12 protein-coding genes are annotated in these 16,554 nt (G+C 68.6%); 1 reads left to right on the top strand and 11 read right to left on the bottom strand.

Features of this window, described 5'->3' with window-relative positions; all coding sequences use genetic code 11:
- Positions 1 to 10: 10 nt before the first annotated feature.
- Genes AC1DEM_RS09375 through kdpF form a run of 6 tightly spaced genes read right to left on the bottom strand, consistent with a single transcriptional unit; the run spans position 11 to position 7,968 of the window.
- On the bottom strand, positions 11 to 685 hold the full coding sequence (locus AC1DEM_RS09375; RefSeq protein ID WP_476884104.1) for a response regulator: 675 nt from the start codon (positions 683 to 685) through the stop codon (positions 11 to 13).
- On the bottom strand, positions 682 to 3,414 hold the full coding sequence (locus AC1DEM_RS09370; protein WP_476884103.1) for a DUF4118 domain-containing protein: 2,733 nt from the start codon (positions 3,412 to 3,414) through the stop codon (positions 682 to 684). The genes AC1DEM_RS09375 and AC1DEM_RS09370 overlap by 4 nt, the downstream gene beginning before the upstream one ends.
- A gap of 12 nt (positions 3,415 to 3,426) precedes the next feature.
- Positions 3,427 to 4,047, bottom strand: coding sequence for a K(+)-transporting ATPase subunit C (gene kdpC, locus AC1DEM_RS09365; RefSeq protein WP_476884102.1), 621 nt, complete (start codon positions 4,045 to 4,047; stop codon positions 3,427 to 3,429).
- Between the two features lie 9 nt (positions 4,048 to 4,056).
- Positions 4,057 to 6,198, bottom strand: a complete 2,142-nt coding sequence (kdpB, locus tag AC1DEM_RS09360) for a potassium-transporting ATPase subunit KdpB (protein ID WP_476884101.1) — start codon at positions 6,196 to 6,198, stop codon at positions 4,057 to 4,059.
- A complete protein-coding gene (kdpA, locus tag AC1DEM_RS09355) occupies positions 6,195 to 7,862 on the bottom strand; it encodes a potassium-transporting ATPase subunit KdpA (protein WP_476884100.1) in 1,668 nt (555 codons plus the stop codon). Before kdpA ends, kdpB begins: the two co-directional genes overlap by 4 nt.
- A gap of 7 nt (positions 7,863 to 7,869) precedes the next feature.
- The gene (gene kdpF / locus AC1DEM_RS09350; RefSeq protein WP_476884099.1) at positions 7,870 to 7,968 is read right to left on the bottom strand and encodes a K(+)-transporting ATPase subunit F; all 99 of its coding nucleotides are present in this window, start codon (positions 7,966 to 7,968) and stop codon (positions 7,870 to 7,872) included.
- A gap of 404 nt (positions 7,969 to 8,372) precedes the next feature.
- Between kdpF and AC1DEM_RS09345 the strand changes: the two genes are divergently transcribed.
- Positions 8,373 to 10,349, top strand: a complete 1,977-nt coding sequence (locus AC1DEM_RS09345; protein WP_476884098.1) for an APC family permease — start codon at positions 8,373 to 8,375, stop codon at positions 10,347 to 10,349.
- Positions 10,350 to 10,499: 150 nt separating this feature from the next.
- Here the strand turns inward: AC1DEM_RS09345 and AC1DEM_RS09340 are convergent, their stop codons facing one another.
- The 5 genes from AC1DEM_RS09340 to AC1DEM_RS09320 form a co-directional block, all read right to left on the bottom strand.
- Positions 10,500 to 10,703, bottom strand: a complete 204-nt coding sequence (locus AC1DEM_RS09340) for a cold-shock protein (protein WP_013599688.1) — start codon at positions 10,701 to 10,703, stop codon at positions 10,500 to 10,502.
- Between the two features lie 147 nt (positions 10,704 to 10,850).
- Positions 10,851 to 11,804, bottom strand: coding sequence for an alpha/beta fold hydrolase (locus AC1DEM_RS09335; protein ID WP_476884097.1), 954 nt, complete (start codon positions 11,802 to 11,804; stop codon positions 10,851 to 10,853).
- A 26-nt stretch (positions 11,805 to 11,830) separates the two neighbouring features.
- Positions 11,831 to 14,665 carry a PEP/pyruvate-binding domain-containing protein gene (locus tag AC1DEM_RS09330; protein ID WP_476884096.1) on the bottom strand — a complete coding sequence of 945 codons (2,835 nt, stop codon included), beginning with the start codon at positions 14,663 to 14,665 and terminating at the stop codon, positions 11,831 to 11,833.
- 132 nt (positions 14,666 to 14,797) lie between these two features.
- Positions 14,798 to 15,154, bottom strand: coding sequence for a hypothetical protein (locus AC1DEM_RS09325; protein ID WP_476884095.1), 357 nt, complete (start codon positions 15,152 to 15,154; stop codon positions 14,798 to 14,800).
- A gap of 81 nt (positions 15,155 to 15,235) precedes the next feature.
- Positions 15,236 to 16,291, bottom strand: a complete 1,056-nt coding sequence (locus tag AC1DEM_RS09320) for a zinc-dependent alcohol dehydrogenase family protein (RefSeq protein WP_476884094.1) — start codon at positions 16,289 to 16,291, stop codon at positions 15,236 to 15,238.
- Positions 16,292 to 16,554 lie beyond the last annotated feature (263 nt).

The raw sequence follows: 16,554 nt of genomic DNA, 5'->3' as shown, positions 1-16,554 counted from the left end.
AGGAAAGCTGTCAGGGCATGAACCGGTAGCCGATGCCTGCCTCAGTGAGCAGGTGGCGCGGGTTGGCGGTGTCCCGCTCCAGCTTGCGCCGCAGCTGGGCCATGTAGACCCGGAGGTAATTGGTCTCCTTGGCATAGGCCGGACCCCAGACGTCGGAGAGCAACTGCTGCTGCGTGATGAGCTTTTCCGGGTTCCGGACCAGCACCTCGAGCATTTTCCACTCCGTAGGCGTCAGCCGGACGTCCTGGCCATCCCGGATGACCCTGCGCTTGCCCAAGTCCACGGTGAAGTTTTCTGTGCTGACCACGGCGTCGTGCTCCGGTTCGATGCTGCGGCGCAGCACAGCGCGGAGTCGGGCCAGGAGCTCGTCCAGGCCGAAGGGTTTGGTGATGTAGTCGTCCGCGCCGGCGTCGAGCGCCTGGACTTTGTCGTCTGAGCCGTGGCGGGCGGACAGCACCAGAACCGGTGCAGTGCTCCAGCCGCGCAGCTCCCGGATCACCGCTGTGCCGTCCAGATCCGGTAGGCCGAGGTCCAGGATCACCACCGACGGCGGCTCCTGCCGGGCCTTCAGCAGAGCCGTCCTTCCGTCCGCAGCTGTCGAGACCTCATAGCCATGGGCCTGCAGCGTAATGCGCAGCGCCCGCAACAGGTGGGGGTCGTCGTCGACCACCAGGACCGCGCTCACAGCGGGTCCGGCCCGGCGTCTTCGCTGGTTTCCTGGCCGGTGACGGCCAGCGGAGGCCGGTGGCTGCGGCCCGTCAGCGCAGACTGCGGCTCCAGCGGGGCCTGGCCGGGCGCGGCGTCAAAGGGCGCGCCGGTGGAGAGCGGCAGGGTGATCACCAAGGTCAGGCCGCCGCCCGGAGTCGCCTCCGCCGCGAGCCGTCCGCCCATCGCCTCGGTGAATCCCTTCGCTACGGCCAGGCCGAGCCCAACGCCGGCGCCCCGGGCGTCGTCGTCGAGGCGCTGGAACGGGCGGAACATGTCAAGGACCCGTTCCGCCGGGACACCGCGGCCATGATCGATGATGCGCAACTCGCCGGCGGGACGCCCCCCGAGCGTGGCCGGGCTGAGCCCGCCGGCGGTTCCCACCACCACGATGTCCGAATCCGGGGCGTACTTTACGGCGTTTTCGACGATGTTGGCGATCACGCGCTCCAGCATGCCTTGGTCGGCATCGATCTCGGGCATGTTGGCTGGAAGCTCCACCCGCACCCGGCCCTGCGGGACGCCGTGCAACGCGCCGGGGATGACCTCATACCAGCGGAGGGGGCGCAGCTGGGGGCGGACCGAGTCGGAGGTGATGCGGGACATGTCCAGCAGGTCGCCGACCAGCAGGTCGAGCCGGTCCGAGCATTCCTCGATCGTGGCCAGCAGCTCCTGCTCTTCCTGCGGGGTATAGGGGACGCCGGTCTGGCGGAGGCCCCCGACGGCGAGCTTGATCCCGGCCAGCGGCGTCCGCAGATCGTGGGAGACCGCGCGGAGAATGGACGTGCGCATGGTGTCGCTCTCGGCCAGGCGCATCATTTCGCGTCGGCTGGCCACCAACTGCTGGCGTTCCAGCTGGGCGGCCAGGTGCACGCCGAATGCCGCGAGGAGCCGCCGGTCACTGGCCGGCAGGATCCGGCCGTAGAGGACCAGCCGGGTGGTGGGGTCGATCTCCTCGATGTTCTCGCCTTCCGTGCCTTCGCCCGCGGCCGGGTCCCGGGGCTCTGTGTCCTGGCGCTGGGTATTCTGCCCCTCCGTGGCCGTCCGCAGCGCGGCGGCCGGGACCTCGCCGGCGGACGCCAGGAATTGCCAGGGTGCGTCGCCGTCGTTCCCCTGGCCGAAGAGAGCCGTCCCCCGGACCTGGAAAACGGTCCTGGCCTGCTCGAGCAGCGACTGGACGGTATCTTCGGAACCTGCCGCACCGCGGGTGAGGTCACTGAGAGTGGTGGCCTCGGCCCTGGCCCGGGCGGCCTCCTTCGAGCGGCGGGCGGACAGGTCCACCACCACGGCGACGGCCGCCGAGACTGTCAGGAAGACGAAGAGCGCCAGGAAGTTCTGCGCATCGCTGATGGTCAGGTTGCCGATCGGGGGTGTGGAGAAGTAGTTCACCAGCAGGCTGCTCCACAGGGCCGCCAGGACCGCGGGCCACAGCCCGCCCACCAAGGCAACCGCCACGGAGCCGCTGAGCTGGACGAGCATTGCGGTGGCAACGCTGTGGTCCGGATTTACGGCCACGAGCAGCAGTTGCAGGAGAACAGGTAAGAGCACGGCCAGGACTAGGCCCACGGCAACCCGGGCCCGGCCCAGATCGCGGGGGCGCGGCACCCCCGTGCCTTGGCCGCCGAGCGGATGCGAGACCATGTGGACATCAATGTCCCCGGAGCCCCGCACCACACGGGTACCGACCCCGCCGCCCAGGAGGCCGCCCAGCAGGCTGACGAAGTTTTTATGCCGCGAGATGCCGACCACGATTTGGGTGGCGTTGACGCTGCGGGCGAAGTCCAGCAGGGCGGTGGCAGGGTCTTCTCCGGCCACGATGTGGTAGCTGCCGCCCAGCTCCTGGATCAGCCGCCGTTGCCGTTCGAGCGCCTGTGGCGACTCCGAGGCGACACCGTCGGCGGCGCGCACGTGGACTGCCAGAAGGTCGCCGCCGCTGACTCGGGTCAGGATGCGGGCCCCGCGCCTGATGAGTGCCTCGCCCTCAGGGCCGCCGGTCAGGCCCACGACGATGCGCTCGCGGGCCGGCCAGCTTTCTTGGATCCCGTTCTCGGCCCGGTACTTCGCCAGGCCTTCGTCCACCCGGTCGGCCAGCCAGAGCAAGGCGAGCTCGCGCAGCGCACTGAGGTTGCCCAGCCGGAAATAGTTGGACAGGGCCGCATCGATCTTGTCCGCGGCGTAGATTTTTCCGTCGCTGAGTCGCTGACGCAACAGCTCAGGGGGAATATCGACCAGGTCAATCTGGTCGGCGCGCCTCACGACGTCGTCAGGCACCGTCTCTGCCTGCCGGACGTCGGTGATGGCGCTGACGACGTCGCCTAGGGACGCCAGATGCTGGATATTGACAGTGGACAGTACATTGATCCCGGCGTTAAGGAGGTCGTCTACGTCCTGCCAGCGTTTCTGGTTGCGGCTGCCCGGGACGTTCGAGTGGGCGTATTCGTCCACCACTGCGGTTTCGGGGGCGCGGGCCAGGACTGCGTCCACGTCCATTTCCTCGAATTCCGCGCCGCGGTAGCTCAGCGGCCGGGGCGGAATGATCTCGAGGCCCGCCATGAGGGCCCTTGTGTCGGCGCGGCCGTGGTCCAGCGCGAAGGCGACGACAACTTCCTCGCCCCGCTCACCGAGGCGGTGGGCTTCCTCCAGCATCTCGTAGGTTTTGCCCACTCCGGGCGCGGCCCCCAGGAAGATCCGCAGCGTTCCACGTGCCATGTCGTCATTCTGTCACTTGGAGGCGGACACGGGCGACGCGGCGGCGACTGCAAGGTTCAGGGCAGTCACGTTCACGGCAGGCTGCCCCAGGAACGCCAGGGCGCCGCCACTGGTCTGCCGCGACACGAGGGCGGCCACGGCTTCCGTGCTGAGACCGTGCGCGGCGGCCACGCGCTGGATCTGGAGACGGGCGTAGGCGGGGGAGATATCGGGGTCGAGTCCGGAGCCGCTGGCGGTCACGGCATCGGCGGGGACCTCTGCTTCGGGGACGGATTCTGCCGCCGCGACGGCTGCACGGTTGGCCGCGATGGCCTCTGCCAGTTTGGGGTCGTTGGGGCCAAGATTGCTTGCCGACGACGACGCCGGGTCCCACTTTACGGCCGAGGGCCGGGCATGGAACCAGCGCGGGTCCTGGGCGCCGGCTTTGTCGGCCGGCGCCTGGACGATCAGGGTCGACGCGGCGGGGTTTCCGGCCGAGTCCTTGATGATGGAGCCGTTGGCCTGGTAAGGGGCGATCAACTGGCCCGCACCGAAGACGGCCAGGGGATAGCCGAGTCCGAGGACCACGGTGGCGAGCACGAGGAACCGCAGTGCGGTCCCGGCCTGCCGGAGATAGCCGGTGAGTGTATTCATGGGGCGTTCCTAGCCGATGCCGGGGATGAGGGACAGGATCAGGTCGATGATCTTGATGCCGATGAAGGGTGCGATGAGCCCGCCGAGTCCGTAGATCAGCAGGTTCCGTCCCAGTGCCTGGTTGGCGGAGACCGCGCGGTATTTGACGCCGCGGAGCGCCAGCGGCACCAGGGCGATGATGATCAGGGCGTTGAAGATTACGGCCGAGAGGATGGCCGAGGACGGGGTGGCCAGTCCCATGATGTTCAGCAGTCCGAGTCCCGGGAAGGCGGCCGTGAACAGGGCCGGGACGATGGCGAAGTACTTGGCGACGTCGTTGGCGACGGAGAAGGTGGTCAGCGCCCCGCGGGTGATGAGTAACTGCTTGCCGATGCCCACGATGTTGATGAGCTTGGTGGGATCGGAGTCGAGGTCCACCATGTTCGCGGCGTCCTTGGCGGCCGGGGTGCCGGAGTTCATCGCGACGCCGACGTCCGCCGCGGCCAGCGCCGGGGCGTCGTTGGTGCCGTCCCCTGTCATGGCCACGAGCCGGCCTGCGGCCTGCTCTTTTTTGATGACGTCGAGTTTGTCCTCCGGTGTGGCTTCGGCAAGGAAGTCGTCCACCCCGGCTTCGGCGGCGATCGCCTTGGCCGTGATGGGGTTGTCACCAGTGATCATCACGGTCCGGATGCCCATCTTCCGCAGTTCGGCGAAGCGGGCGTGCATGCCTGGTTTGACGACGTCGGCGAGGTGGATGGTCCCCAGGACGTCCGCCCGGCCGTCGAGACCCACCCGGGCGACCAGCAGGGGTGTGCCGCCCTGGGCGGAGATTCCTTCCACCCGGTGCTCGACCTCTGCCGGTGTGTGGCCGCCGTAGCCGGCGACGAAGGCCGATACCGCGGCGGCGGCGCCTTTGCGGATCTGCAGCCCGTCAACGTCCAGCCCGCTCATGCGGGTGGTGGCGCTGAAGGAGACGACGGCGAAATCGGCGGAGCTGCGTTCGAGGGCGGCCAGATCGGGTCCGGCGACGCCCTTGTCCGCGGCCAGGTCCACGATCGAGCGACCCTCCGGGGTGTCGTCGGCCAGGCTGCAGACCCGGGCCGCGTCGATCAGGTCGGTCCGTTCCACATCCCTGGCGGGGAAAAAGTTGACGGCTCGGCGGTTGCCGTAGGTGATGGTGCCGGTCTTGTCGAGCAGGAGGGTGGTGATGTCTCCGGCGGTTTCCACGGCGCGGCCGGAGGTGGCGAGCACGTTGTGCTGGACCAGGCGGTCCATGCCGGCGATGCCGATCGCGGGGACCAGCGCCCCGATGGTGGTGGGGATAAGGCAGACCAGCAGGGCGACCAGGACGATCGGGGACGGGGTGGCGCCGGCGAGGGCGGCGAACGGGGCCAGGGACATGGTGACGGCCAGGAACACGATGGTCAGGGAGACCAGCAGCACGTGGAGGGCGATTTCGTTGGGGGTTTTTTGCCGCACGGCGCCTTCGACCAGCTTGATCATCCGGTCGATGAACGTCTGGCCCGGTTCGGCGGTGATCCGGATGACGATGCGGTCCGAGAGGACGCGGGTGCCGCCGGTGACGGAGGAGCGGTCGCCGCCGGATTCACGGATGACCGGGGCTGACTCGCCGGTGATGGTCGATTCGTCGACGCTGGCGAGGCCGTCGATGATTTCGCCGTCCGAGGGGATGACGTCGCCGGCTTCGCAGATGACAACGTCGCCCAGCCGCAGCTCGGTGCCGGGGACCTCCTTCGTGGTGCCGTCGGGCTGGCGGAGCCTGGCCTGAACGCCTTTGCGGCTGGCGCGGAGGCTGTCGGCCTGGGCTTTGCCGCGGCCCTCGGCGATGGATTCGGACAGGGTTCCGAACAGGACGGTGAGCCACAGCCAGGCGGTGACCGCGATGCCGAACAGCGAAGGCCGGTACAGGGAGATCGCCGTGCACAGTCCGGCCCCGACCAGCACGGTGAACATGACCGGGGAGTGGATCATCTGGGCCGGGGAGAGTTTCCGGACCGCGAGCGGCAAGGCGGCCGCGACGGATGCGAGCGTCAGTTTCGCCGGGGCCTTGGTGTGGTGCTTGTGTTCGCCGGGGGTGCCGAGGGGGTTGCCGTCGGCGAGGGTTGCGGCGACGGCGGCGTCCGTGGCTAGTGCCGTGCTGGGCCGGGTCATTTCAGGAGTCCTTCTGCGAGGGGGCCCAGGGCGAGGGCCGGAAAGTAGCTCAGGGCGGTCATGATCACGGTGACGCCGAGCAGGAGTGAGCCGAAGAGCGGGCCGTGGGTGGGCACGGTCCCGGCGGAGGCGGGAACCTTGCCCTGCCGGGCGAGGGACCCGGCCAGGGCGAGGACCAGGACGATCGGCAGGAACCGGCCCAGCAGCATCCCGATACCGAGCATGCTCGAGAGGTAGGGGCCGGAGGTGGTGATGCCGCCGAATGCGGAGCCGTTGTTGTTGGCGCCTGAGGTAAAGGCGTAGAGGACTTCACTGAATTGGTGCGGGCCGGTGGCCGGCGCGTTGGCCATGATGTCCGGGAGCAGGACGGTGATACCGGCAAGGGCCAGGACCAGGGTCGGGGTCACCAGGATGTACATGGCCGTGAGTTTCATTTCCGTGGGGCCGACCTTCTTGCCCAGGTATTCCGGTGTGCGTCCGACCATGAGGCCGGCAATGAAGACGGAGACGATGGACAGGATCAGGAGCCCGTACAGTCCGGAGCCGGTTCCGCCGGGGGCGACCTCGCCGAGCATCATGTTCACCATGGCCACTCCGCCGGCCAGCGGTGGCAGCGAATCGTGGGCGACGTTGACGGCCCCGGTGGAGGTCAGGGTGGTCGAGGCGGCGAAGATCGCGCTCGGGGCGGCTCCGAAGCGTTGTTCGAAGCCTTCGCCGAGGCCGCCGGCCGCCGCCGTCGCGGTCCCCTCTGCGGAGGCCACGGCCCAGCCGGTGAGTGCCGTCGAGGCGAGCCAGAGCGTGCCCATGACGGCCACGACCGTGTAGCCCTGCTTCTGGTCGCCCACCATCCGGCCATAGGCGTAGGGCAGGGCGGAGGGGATGAGCAGGATCAGGAATACCTCGAACAGGCTGATGATGGCGTTGGGGTTCTCGAACGGGTGGGCGGAGTTGGCGTTGAAGTAGCCGCCGCCGTTGGTGCCCAGGATTTTGATGGCTTCCTGGGAGGCCACGGGTCCGCCCGGAATGAGCTGCGAAACACCGGTGGCCTGGTTGGTGACCCCGGTGGGCCAGAAGTTCTGCACCACGCCGCCGAGCACCATCACCACTGCCGCCACGAACGCGAGCGGCAGCAGGACCCGGAAGGTGGTCCGGGCCAGGTCGACCCAGAAGTTGCCGAGCCGGTCGGTCCGGGTGCGGGTGATGCCGCGGATGAGGGCGACGGCGACGACGATCCCGACGGCGGCGGAGAGGAAGTTCTGCACAGCCAGCAGGCACATCTGCACGAAAATGCCGACGGTGGTTTCGGGGGCATAGGCCTGCCAGTTGGTGTTGGTGACAAAGGAGATGGCCGTGTTCATGGCCACCCACGGGTCCACCCCGGTCAGGGCGCCGCGGCCGGGCAGGAGACCCTGCAGCCGCTGGAGACCGTACACCACAACGATGGAAACCGCCGAAAACGCCAGGACGCTGCGGAGGTACACCGACCAGGTCTGTTCGGTGCCGGCGTCGACACCGGCGAGCCGGTAGAACAGCCGCTCCGGCCTGCTTGAGGTGGTGCCCTCGAAAACGTTTGCGAGGTAGACCCCGAGCGGCCTGTGTACGGCGGCGAGGACCAGGAGGAGGGCTGCGAGCTGGGTGAAGAACGATGCAGTATTGAACGTCACGTGCCGCTCACCACTTTTCCGGGTGGATCAGGACAGCCAGCAGGTAGCCGAAGAGGCACAACCCAACAATCAGCAGGACGAGCCACATGATCGCATCGGCGCTCATTGCCCGCCCTCCGCCCGGTCATCGGGACCGCCGACCATCCCGGCCAGGGCGTGGCCGATCCACATCACAAACCCCATCGCCACCAGGAGAATTCCGATTACAGCCAGGTCGGCCATTGCAAGTTCCTTTCTTCGGTACCCCGTTGCGGGGACAGCTCCAGTCAAACCCTGACGCCGGCCCGCAGCGCCGGTTTTAACGCTTCCTTGATGGTTGTGGCCCGGATCTTGACGCGGCCTTAGCGGAGCGACCGCCTGGGACCCCCGCGGGCCCGAAGAACGCGTTAGGCCCGGCTAAGGGCCGCGTTAAGGAAGCATCAGGATTGCCCGCCGGACGGGTGCGGCGGCGGCGGGCGCTGGTACTGTCCCGGATGGAAGCGGTGCTGTGCGCCGCGTGGAAAGGACATCATGACCACCCTCAGCCGGCCTCCGGCAGACCCTTCGGCGCCCCGGCCCGGCGCCGGGGAGCACTTCAGGAACTGGCTGCTGTTCGGCCTCCAAGATGCCAAGGGAATCCATCAGGGACCCGGGGCCGTGAGCGACAGCCACCTGAAAAAACACACGTGGTGGCAGGTCATGTGCCTGACAGGCGTGGACTACTTCTCCACGCTGGGCTATCAGCCCGCCATCGCCGCTCTCGCGGCCGGGGTGATTTCGCCGCTGGCCACCCTGGTCCTGGTCGCCGTGACCCTGTTGGGCGCGCTGCCGGTGTACCGCCGGGTGGCTGGCGAAAGCCCGCGCGGCGAAGGGTCCATCGCCATGCTGGAGCGGCTTTTGCCGCGCTGGGGCGGGAAACTACTCGTTCTGGTACTGCTCGGCTTCGCCGCCACCGACTTCATGATCACCATGACGCTCTCCGCAGCCGACGCAACAGCCCACGCCATCGAGAACCCCTTCGCCCCCGCCTGGATGCAGGGCCAGAACGTCGCGGTCACCCTGTTCCTGCTGGCCTTGCTCGCCGCCGTGTTCCTGCGCGGCTTCAAGGAGGCGATCGGCGTCGCGGTCGTCCTCGTGGGGCTCTACCTTGGGCTGAACGTCATCGTCGTCGTCACAACGATCTTCGAGGTCTTCGCCCACCCCGTTGCCGTGAGCAACTGGTGGCTGGCGCTGACCACGGCCCACGGCAGCCCGCTGATGGTGGTGGGAATCGCGCTGCTGGTCTTCCCGAAGCTGGCCCTCGGCCTTTCGGGCTTCGAGACCGGCGTCGCCGTCATGCCGCAGATCCGCGGTCACGCCACAGACACCGAGGACAACCCCGAGGGCCGGATCAAGGGCGCACGCCGCCTGCTGACCACGGCCGCCGTCATCATGAGCGCCTTCCTCATCACCACCAGCTTCACCACGGTGGTGCTGATCCCGGCGCAGGATTTCGAGCCCGGCGGCCCGGCCAACGGCCGCGCCCTGGCGTTCTTGGCCCACGAATACCTGGGGAACGGCTTCGGCACCGTCTATGACTTGAGCACCATTGCGATTCTGTGGTTTGCCGGCGCCTCCGCCATGGCCGGGCTGCTGAACCTCGTACCGCGCTATCTGCCCCGGTACGGCATGGCCCCGTCGTGGGCCCGCGCCGTGCGGCCGCTGGTCCTGGTGTTCACGCTCGTGGGGTTCCTGATCACCTGGCTCTTCGACGCCGACGTCGACGCCCAGGGCGGCGCCTACGCCACCGGCGTCCTGGTCCTGATGACATCGGCGGCGGTTGCCGTAACCTTCTCCGCGCGCAGACGGCGGCAACGCAAGCGCACAGTCGGGTTCGGCGTCATCGCCGTCGTGTTCATCTACACCACGGTGGCCAACATCTTCGAGCGGCCCGAAGGCATCCGGATCGCGGCGCTCTTCATCCTCGGGATCATCCTGATCTCGCTGCTCTCGCGCCTGCGGCGCTCCTTCGAGCTCCACGCGACGCACGTGCGGATGGACACCCCGGCCCTGGAGTTCCTGGCCGCCAACGAAACCGGTCCCATCGCGATCATTGCCCACGAGCCACGGCGGCTGAGCGCCGAGGCGTACCAGGACAAGCTCACGTCCGCCATCGAGGTCAGCCACCTCCCGGTGGACTACCAGGCCCTGTTCCTCGAAGTCGTGGTGGACGACTCGTCGGACTTCGAGACCGCGCTTGAGGTCCGTGGGGTGACCCGGCACGGGTACCAGATCCTGGAGGTCCACGGGCCTGTCGTGCCGAACACCATCGCCTCCGTGCTGCTGCACATCCGCGATGTCACCGGGCTGATGCCGCACATCTACTTCCGCTGGACGGAGGGAAACCCGTTCACCAACCTCCTGCGGTTCCTGGCCTTCGGCGAAGGCGAGATCGCCCCGGTGACGCGGGAAGTGCTGCGCGAGGCCGAACCGGACGTCACGCGGCGCCCGTGGGTCCACGTCGGCTGACGCCGGGGACTCTGCAGCAGGGCGCCCGGCAGCGGTGCCCGTGAGCCGCCCGGCAAACACAAACGCCCCTCCGGAGGAATCCTCCGGAGGGGCGTTGTGGTCTTCGGGGAAAGTGTCCCGGCCGGGCGGCCGGGGCTTTTTCCTGAGTACTTAGAGCGGGCGGATGTTCTCAGCCTGCGGGCCCTTCGGGCCCTGCGTGACGTCGAATTCGACCTTCTGGTTCTCGTCCAGCGAGCGGTAGCCGCTGCTGGCGATTGCCGAGTAGTGGGCGAAAACGTCGGCCGACCCGTCATCCGGGGCAATGAAGCCAAAACCCTTTTCGGCGTTGAACCATTTAACTGTGCCTGTAGCCATGCCTTTATCCTTCTGAAATGCTGCTGATCTCCGGCGGCCCTGGGGCCAACGGCTGCGGAGACATTCGTCCGCTGTCCCCAACGTACGGTGCCACGGGCCGCGGTGCAAGGGTCTAGTGCGGGTCTTCGTCTCGGCAGGTGGCTTCAGTCACGCCGAGACGGAGGCGTCGAAGAGCGCAATCAGGTCCCGGCTTATCTGGTACGGCGAGGTCTCGGACGGGCTGTGGCCGCCGCGGTAGACGGCAATCCGTGCATTGATCGACTGCGCGAAATGGCGGTGCAGCGCCAGCGGCCAGAGGTCTTTTTCGCCGACGGCGACAAGCTTTGGCAGCGTCGCGGCGGCCAGGACCCGCCGCAGATCCGGTGTGTGCTTCATGAGGCCGATGATGTCAATGACCGAGGAGCGGCGCGTGAACGCGAACCGGCTCCTCACGAACCGCAGCCGTTTGGGCGCCACACGGGCAACATTCCTGCGGATACCCCAAATCATCACTGCGGTGCCCACCCTGTTGTTGACCCAGCCACTGAACCAGCCGGCGAGGCGCAGGCCGCGGAAACTCTGCCCCGGCTCGGGCGGGCAACTGATCAAGGTCAGGCTGCGGAACTTCTCTGGCCGTTGCGCGAAGGCCAGTTGGGCAACGATCGCCGCGAAGGAGTACCCCACAACGTGCACCGCGCCGTCTTCGGCGTCCAGCATGGCGAGGAGGTCGTCGCGGAAGAGCTCGTAGTCGTAGCGGCGCCGGGGCGGAACGAGGTTTTCGGGCCCGGCCTGGGCGGATTCATACTGCCCGGCGATGTCGCAGCTGAGGACGAAATAGCCGGCCGCGGCAAGCTCCGGCAGCATGAGGATGAAGTCTTCCTTGGAGCCGGTGGCGCCCGGGATGAGCAGGACTCGAGGCTTCCCGGGATCTCCGGTGGAGATGGTCGCCAGGGTGCCGCTGGGCGCCGCGAAGTCACCGCGCACCACGCCTTCGGGAAGAACGGCCCAGTCGAAGTCGGGCAGCGTGGAGTCCCGGCGGGCGGCGTCGTCCACCAGCCCCGAACCGAAGCCCTCGGGCTCGGGAAACGGGGTGCCATGTGCCTTGCGGCCAACAGACACCATAGCCCTAACATAGCCCTTTCGTGTGCTCAGCTGGCCAGGCTGCCGGCGGCCTTCGCGGGGGAGAGCGGGGCATCCACCTGCCGGACCGTTCCGGCGGACCCGTCCACGGTCACCCTCTGGCCCGTCCGCAGCCGGGTGGTGGCATCCGGCACGCCCACCACGGCCGGGATGCCGTATTCGCGGGCCACCACCGCGCCGTGCGAGATCACGCCGCCCATCTCCATCACGAGGGCGCCTGCGGTCATGAACAGCGGTGTCCAGCCGGGGTCGGTGGAAGGCGCCACGAGGATTTCCCCGGGTTCGAGGTGGGCGCCGACCGGATCCAGGATGACCCGGACCGTTCCGGTGGCGGTACCGGCCGACGCCGGAGTCCCGGCGAGGGCGCCGGAGGCGGGGGACTTGGCCATCACGGCAGCCTCCACGTCCGTACCGTCGGAGAGCAGCAGCCGGGGAATCCGGCGCCTGCGCATTTCGACGTCGTAGAGCCGGCGCCGGGCCGCGACGATGCCCTTGAGGTCGGCACCGCGCAAACCCACGCGGACCTCATCGAATTCCAGGAAGTACACATCGGCCGCCGCGGCGATCGCACCGGTCCGGACCAGTTCGGTGCTGATCGCGTTCAACTGCCGGCGCATCTCCGCGAGGGCGAGGACGATATAGAACTTGGGCAGTTCGCGCAGTCCCGATAGCTGCCGGGTCCGGCGCAGGCAAAACTCCACCAGCCGGGCGCGGAGCTGGCTCCGGGTCCTGGTCCGTTCCACCAGGCTGCGGATCCTCGCCTCTGCGTGTTCCTCGGCGCGGGCGAACTGCCGGTCGGGGGCCTGCTCGGGGTCCTCCACGTGAAGGTAGTTCGAGATCATGCCGAGGATATGGTCCGGTTTCTCCGCCCACCGCGGCATGCCAAGGTCTATCTCCGCCACGGCGCGGTGGCCGTACCGGTCCAGGAACACACGCAGGCCGGTCTGCGCCACTGCGGGCAGGGATCCGGCCGCGTACAGGGCGGCCAGTTCCTTCGGGCCGTGGGCCAGGAACGCTTCACGGGACGCGTCATTCGCGCGGATCGTGACGGCCAGATGCCAGAGCTCAAGGTCCATCTCGGTGGTGACGTTGTTGGGCAGCCCCCGCAACACTGCCTCGAGTTCCCTCGGTTCCGCGATGCCGCGCAACAGCCTGCGGGCCCAGGCCAGCATGAGGTAACCGACGGACGGTCCGGGCAGCGTCGCCAGGATCAGACCGTCCACCGTGCGGTCCAGGATCCGCTGGGCGTGATCGAGCCGGCCGAAGGCGGTGACCGGCTCCGACAGGACAAGCTCGGCTTCGAGGCGCCTTCCGTAATCGAAGGCGCGGCGCAGTTCGGCGGCCGGCCGCACCGCGGCCCGCAGCAGGGACGGAACCAGCCGGACCGTCAGGCCCAGGCCGGCCAGAGTGTTGGGACTGCGCCCTGCGGTGCTGTGCGCTGCGGGGCTGCCGGGCTCCGGTTTCTGCCGGACCCGCCGGATGGCTGCGCCGGGTCGTTTCCGCCGGGGCGGCCGTAGGCGCACGCTGAACCGCGGATCAGCCAGGAGCGCCGGGAAAACCGCGCCGGACCTCCCGTCTGCCAGCGGGAGCATCCGCAGCAAGTAGCGGCGGCCGTACCTGTTGCGCACCATGGCCGTCACATCCACGTACATGCGCAGGCCGGGGTTGACGTACGCCCAGGGCCCGTTGCGGTTCCGCATTGAGCCCAGCACGGAGAGCCCCATGGGAGTCAATGGCCTGGTCAGGCCCTGAAGCAAGGTGCCGCACAGGTACACGCGGGGCTCAGCGGCGGGCCCCGACTCCGCGCCAAGGGGTTCGGCGGCGGCCGGGTCCGGCAGGGGATACAGCGTGGTGATGGGCCTGGACTGGGTGACCCAGATTTTGCCCGCGGCGTCGATCACCCATTCCACATCCTGAGGTGCACCGAACAGCCGCTGGACGGTATCGCCCAGCGCCGTGAGTTCGCGGATCCGCGCGTCGTTCAGGCTCGGCCGTCGCCTGGCCGCGGTCCCTACCGGCGAGCGGAGCAGGATGCGTCCCGTGGCCGTTTCAACCACGAAATGATCAGGGTTCACGCTGCCGGAGACCACCGCCTGGCCGGGCCCGGCGCTCGCATCGATGACCGTTTCGCTCCGGGTGCCCGTCACGGGATTGGCGGTGAACAGCACGCCGGCGGTTGTGGCGGAGACAAGGTCCTGGACGACGACGGCGAGTCCGGCGTCGCGGTGGCTGATTGCGTTGGCGCAGCGGTAGGCCACGGCCCGTTCGGTCCAGAGTGAGGCCCAGCAGCGCCGGGCCGACTCCACCACGGCATCGGCTCCGGAAATGTTGAGGAAGGAATCCTGCTGTCCGGCGAAGCTGGCGAAGGGCAGGTCCTCGGCGGTGGCGGAGGACCTGACCGCCACGGCGGCGGCGCTGCCGAGCGTGGCATAGGCGGCGCGGAGGGCGGCATCAACGTCGGTGGGAATCGGCGCGGTTACGATCATTTCCCGCGCCTGCCTCGCCAGTTCGCCCAAGTCAGGTTCGGGGTGGTTCAAGCCGTGGACTGGCTCGTCGTGGCCTGGCGGGCCGCCGCCCGGTTCTCCGCCGTTCAAGGATGCGGGCTGCGCGGCGTCCAGGCTGGCCGCCAGTGCGTCCAGTTCGGCCGGGGCGGCCTTCCGATAGGCGGCGGTGGTGAGGCAGAAGCCGCGCGGCACCGGGAACCCGGCCGCGGTGAGCTTGCCGAGGTTTACGGCTTTGCCGCCCACGAGTTGCAGGGGAGCGGAGCCCAGCGCGCTGAGATCTATGACGAGCCCTTGATCCGCAACGAAGCTTTCCGGCGCCCTGCCCTCTGCAGAACCCATTTCCCTGCTCCCACGTCCTGTCCGCGTATCCAAGTCGCGTATTCACGCCATGGCTTCACGCCATGGCCGGTTGCCGGTCCTGGGCCCGGTGCGGTCCCTTCGGTAGTCCCTCTGACGAGAGCGGCTGCCGGCCTACTGGCCGGCGTCGGCCTCGCCGGTGTCCTCCCACATGAGATCCAGGTTGCGGAAGACCGGAGGACCGTCGCAGAGGGCGGCCATCTTCGCGGCGAATTCGGAGGTCTCGGGCCGGTTGGAGTTCTCCATGCCCGACTCGTAGGAGTCGAATTCAACGATCGTGAGGTAGGTGCCGGGGCGGTCGCGGTCGGCGGCGGCCATGATGCGGCGGAAGGTCGGGGCCGTGGACCCCTCGGTCCTTGACGGGCGGCCGAGTTGTTCGATCTCCTCGATGCGGGAGGTCTGGAATTCGATGATCTGCACAAACCTGGCCATGACGGCTCCTCGACGGCGGCGGATGCTGATGCGCTTCACGCTAGACCTTCGCCCTTGCCCGTGCAAGGGCGGCGGCAAGCAGTTGCGCGGCATCCGGCGCCGCTGCCGTCGGGAGTCCGGCTACGGGGTCAGCAGGACCTTGATGGCGCGCCTTTCGTCCATGGCGCGGTAGGCCTCGGGCGCCTCCTCAAGGGGCATGACCGAGTCGAACACGCGGCCCGGATTGATGGTGCCGTCCAGCACGTCGGCCAGCAGTTCCGGGATGTACGTCCGGGCCGGGGCCATGCCGCCGCCGATCGAGATGTTGGTGTCGAACAGGAAGCGCAGCGGGGCTTCGGCCCCGCCGGTGGGGACGCCCACAAAGCCGAGGGCGCCGCCCGGGCGGACGCTGTGCAGCGCCTGCTCCATGGATTCCTTGGTCCCCACGCACTCCAGCACGGAGTCGGCCAGGACGCCGCCGAGCAGTTCGCGGACCTTGGCGACGCCGTCGTCCCCGCGCTCGGCCACGATATCGGTGGCCCCGAATTCGCGGGCGATCGCCTGCCGGTCGGCGTGCCGTGACATGGCGATGATCCGCTCCGCGCCGAGGCGCTTGGCGGCCAGCACGCCGCAGAGGCCGACGGCGCCGTCGCCGACGACGACGACAGTCCGGCCGGGGCCGGCCTTGGCGGCGAGGGCCGCGTGGTGGCCGGTGGCCATGACGTCGGAGAGCGTGAGCAGGCTGGCGCGGAGGGCGTCGTCGGGATCGGTGACGCCTGGGACCTTGACCAGCGTGGACTCGGCGAGCGGCACGCGGACAGCCTGGCCCTGGCCGCCGTCGATCGCGTGGCCGGTGTCATCCTTGCCGCCCCAGCCGGCGAGGTGGTCGCACGCGACGGTGACGCCGTTGAGGCACTGGGGGCACTTGCCGCAGCTGACCACGAAGGGGGCGATCACGAGGTCGCCCACGGCCAGGTCCCTGATGTCCTCGCCGATGCTTTCCACCGTCCCGATGAACTCGTGGCCGATCGCGGACGGCTTGTGGGTGGGCTTGACCCCGCGGTAGGGCCACAGATCCGAGCCGCAGACGCAGGAGGCGGTGACCTTCACGACGACGTCGGTGGGCAGCTGGATTGTCGGGTAGTCGCGGTCTTCGACTCGGATGTCGCCGGGGCCGTGGATGATGGTGGCGCGCATGGGGGCTCCTCGCATGGTGATGGGTGGGCTTGGATTGAGTTTAGTCTCCCCGGCGCCATTGGCCGTTTCGAGCCGTGAGAAGCAACGCGGGGTCAGATACGGCCCATGGAGGCACGGCAAAGTCAATCAGTGGGAGCAACGCAGGGGGTTAGGCTGCGTGCAGCAGCTGGTTCAGCCGGTTGGCTGGGGTTTCCAGGTTCAGGGTGGGCCGGGGCCGGCGGTTGAGTTTCGCGGCGACCTGCCGGAGGTCCTCGGGGGTGTGA

The sequence above is a fragment of the Arthrobacter sp. 05T420 genome (assembly GCF_056396305.1).
The sequence above is the reverse complement of the archived record's forward strand: the minus strand, read 5'-3'. Positions and strand labels throughout refer to the sequence as shown.

Bases quoted from the DNA above. Each gene is read 5' to 3' on its own strand.
- kdpF (WP_476884099.1), bottom strand. From the start codon at position 7,968: ATGAGCGCCGATGCGATCATGTGGCTCGTCCTGCTGATTGTTGGGTTG.
- AC1DEM_RS09330 (WP_476884096.1), bottom strand. From the start codon at position 14,665: ATGGGTTCTGCAGAGGGCAGGGCGCCGGAAAGCTTCGTTGCGGATCAA.
- kdpC (WP_476884102.1), bottom strand. From the start codon at position 4,047: ATGAATACACTCACCGGCTATCTCCGGCAGGCCGGGACCGCACTGCGG.
- kdpB (WP_476884101.1), bottom strand. From the start codon at position 6,198: ATGACCCGGCCCAGCACGGCACTAGCCACGGACGCCGCCGTCGCCGCA.
- AC1DEM_RS09320 (WP_476884094.1), bottom strand. From the start codon at position 16,291: ATGCGCGCCACCATCATCCACGGCCCCGGCGACATCCGAGTCGAAGAC.
- AC1DEM_RS09370 (WP_476884103.1), bottom strand. From the start codon at position 3,414: ATGGCACGTGGAACGCTGCGGATCTTCCTGGGGGCCGCGCCCGGAGTG.
- AC1DEM_RS09340 (WP_013599688.1), bottom strand. From the start codon at position 10,703: ATGGCTACAGGCACAGTTAAATGGTTCAACGCCGAAAAGGGTTTTGGC.
- AC1DEM_RS09345 (WP_476884098.1), top strand. From the start codon at position 8,373: ATGACCACCCTCAGCCGGCCTCCGGCAGACCCTTCGGCGCCCCGGCCC.
- AC1DEM_RS09335 (WP_476884097.1), bottom strand. From the start codon at position 11,804: ATGGTGTCTGTTGGCCGCAAGGCACATGGCACCCCGTTTCCCGAGCCC.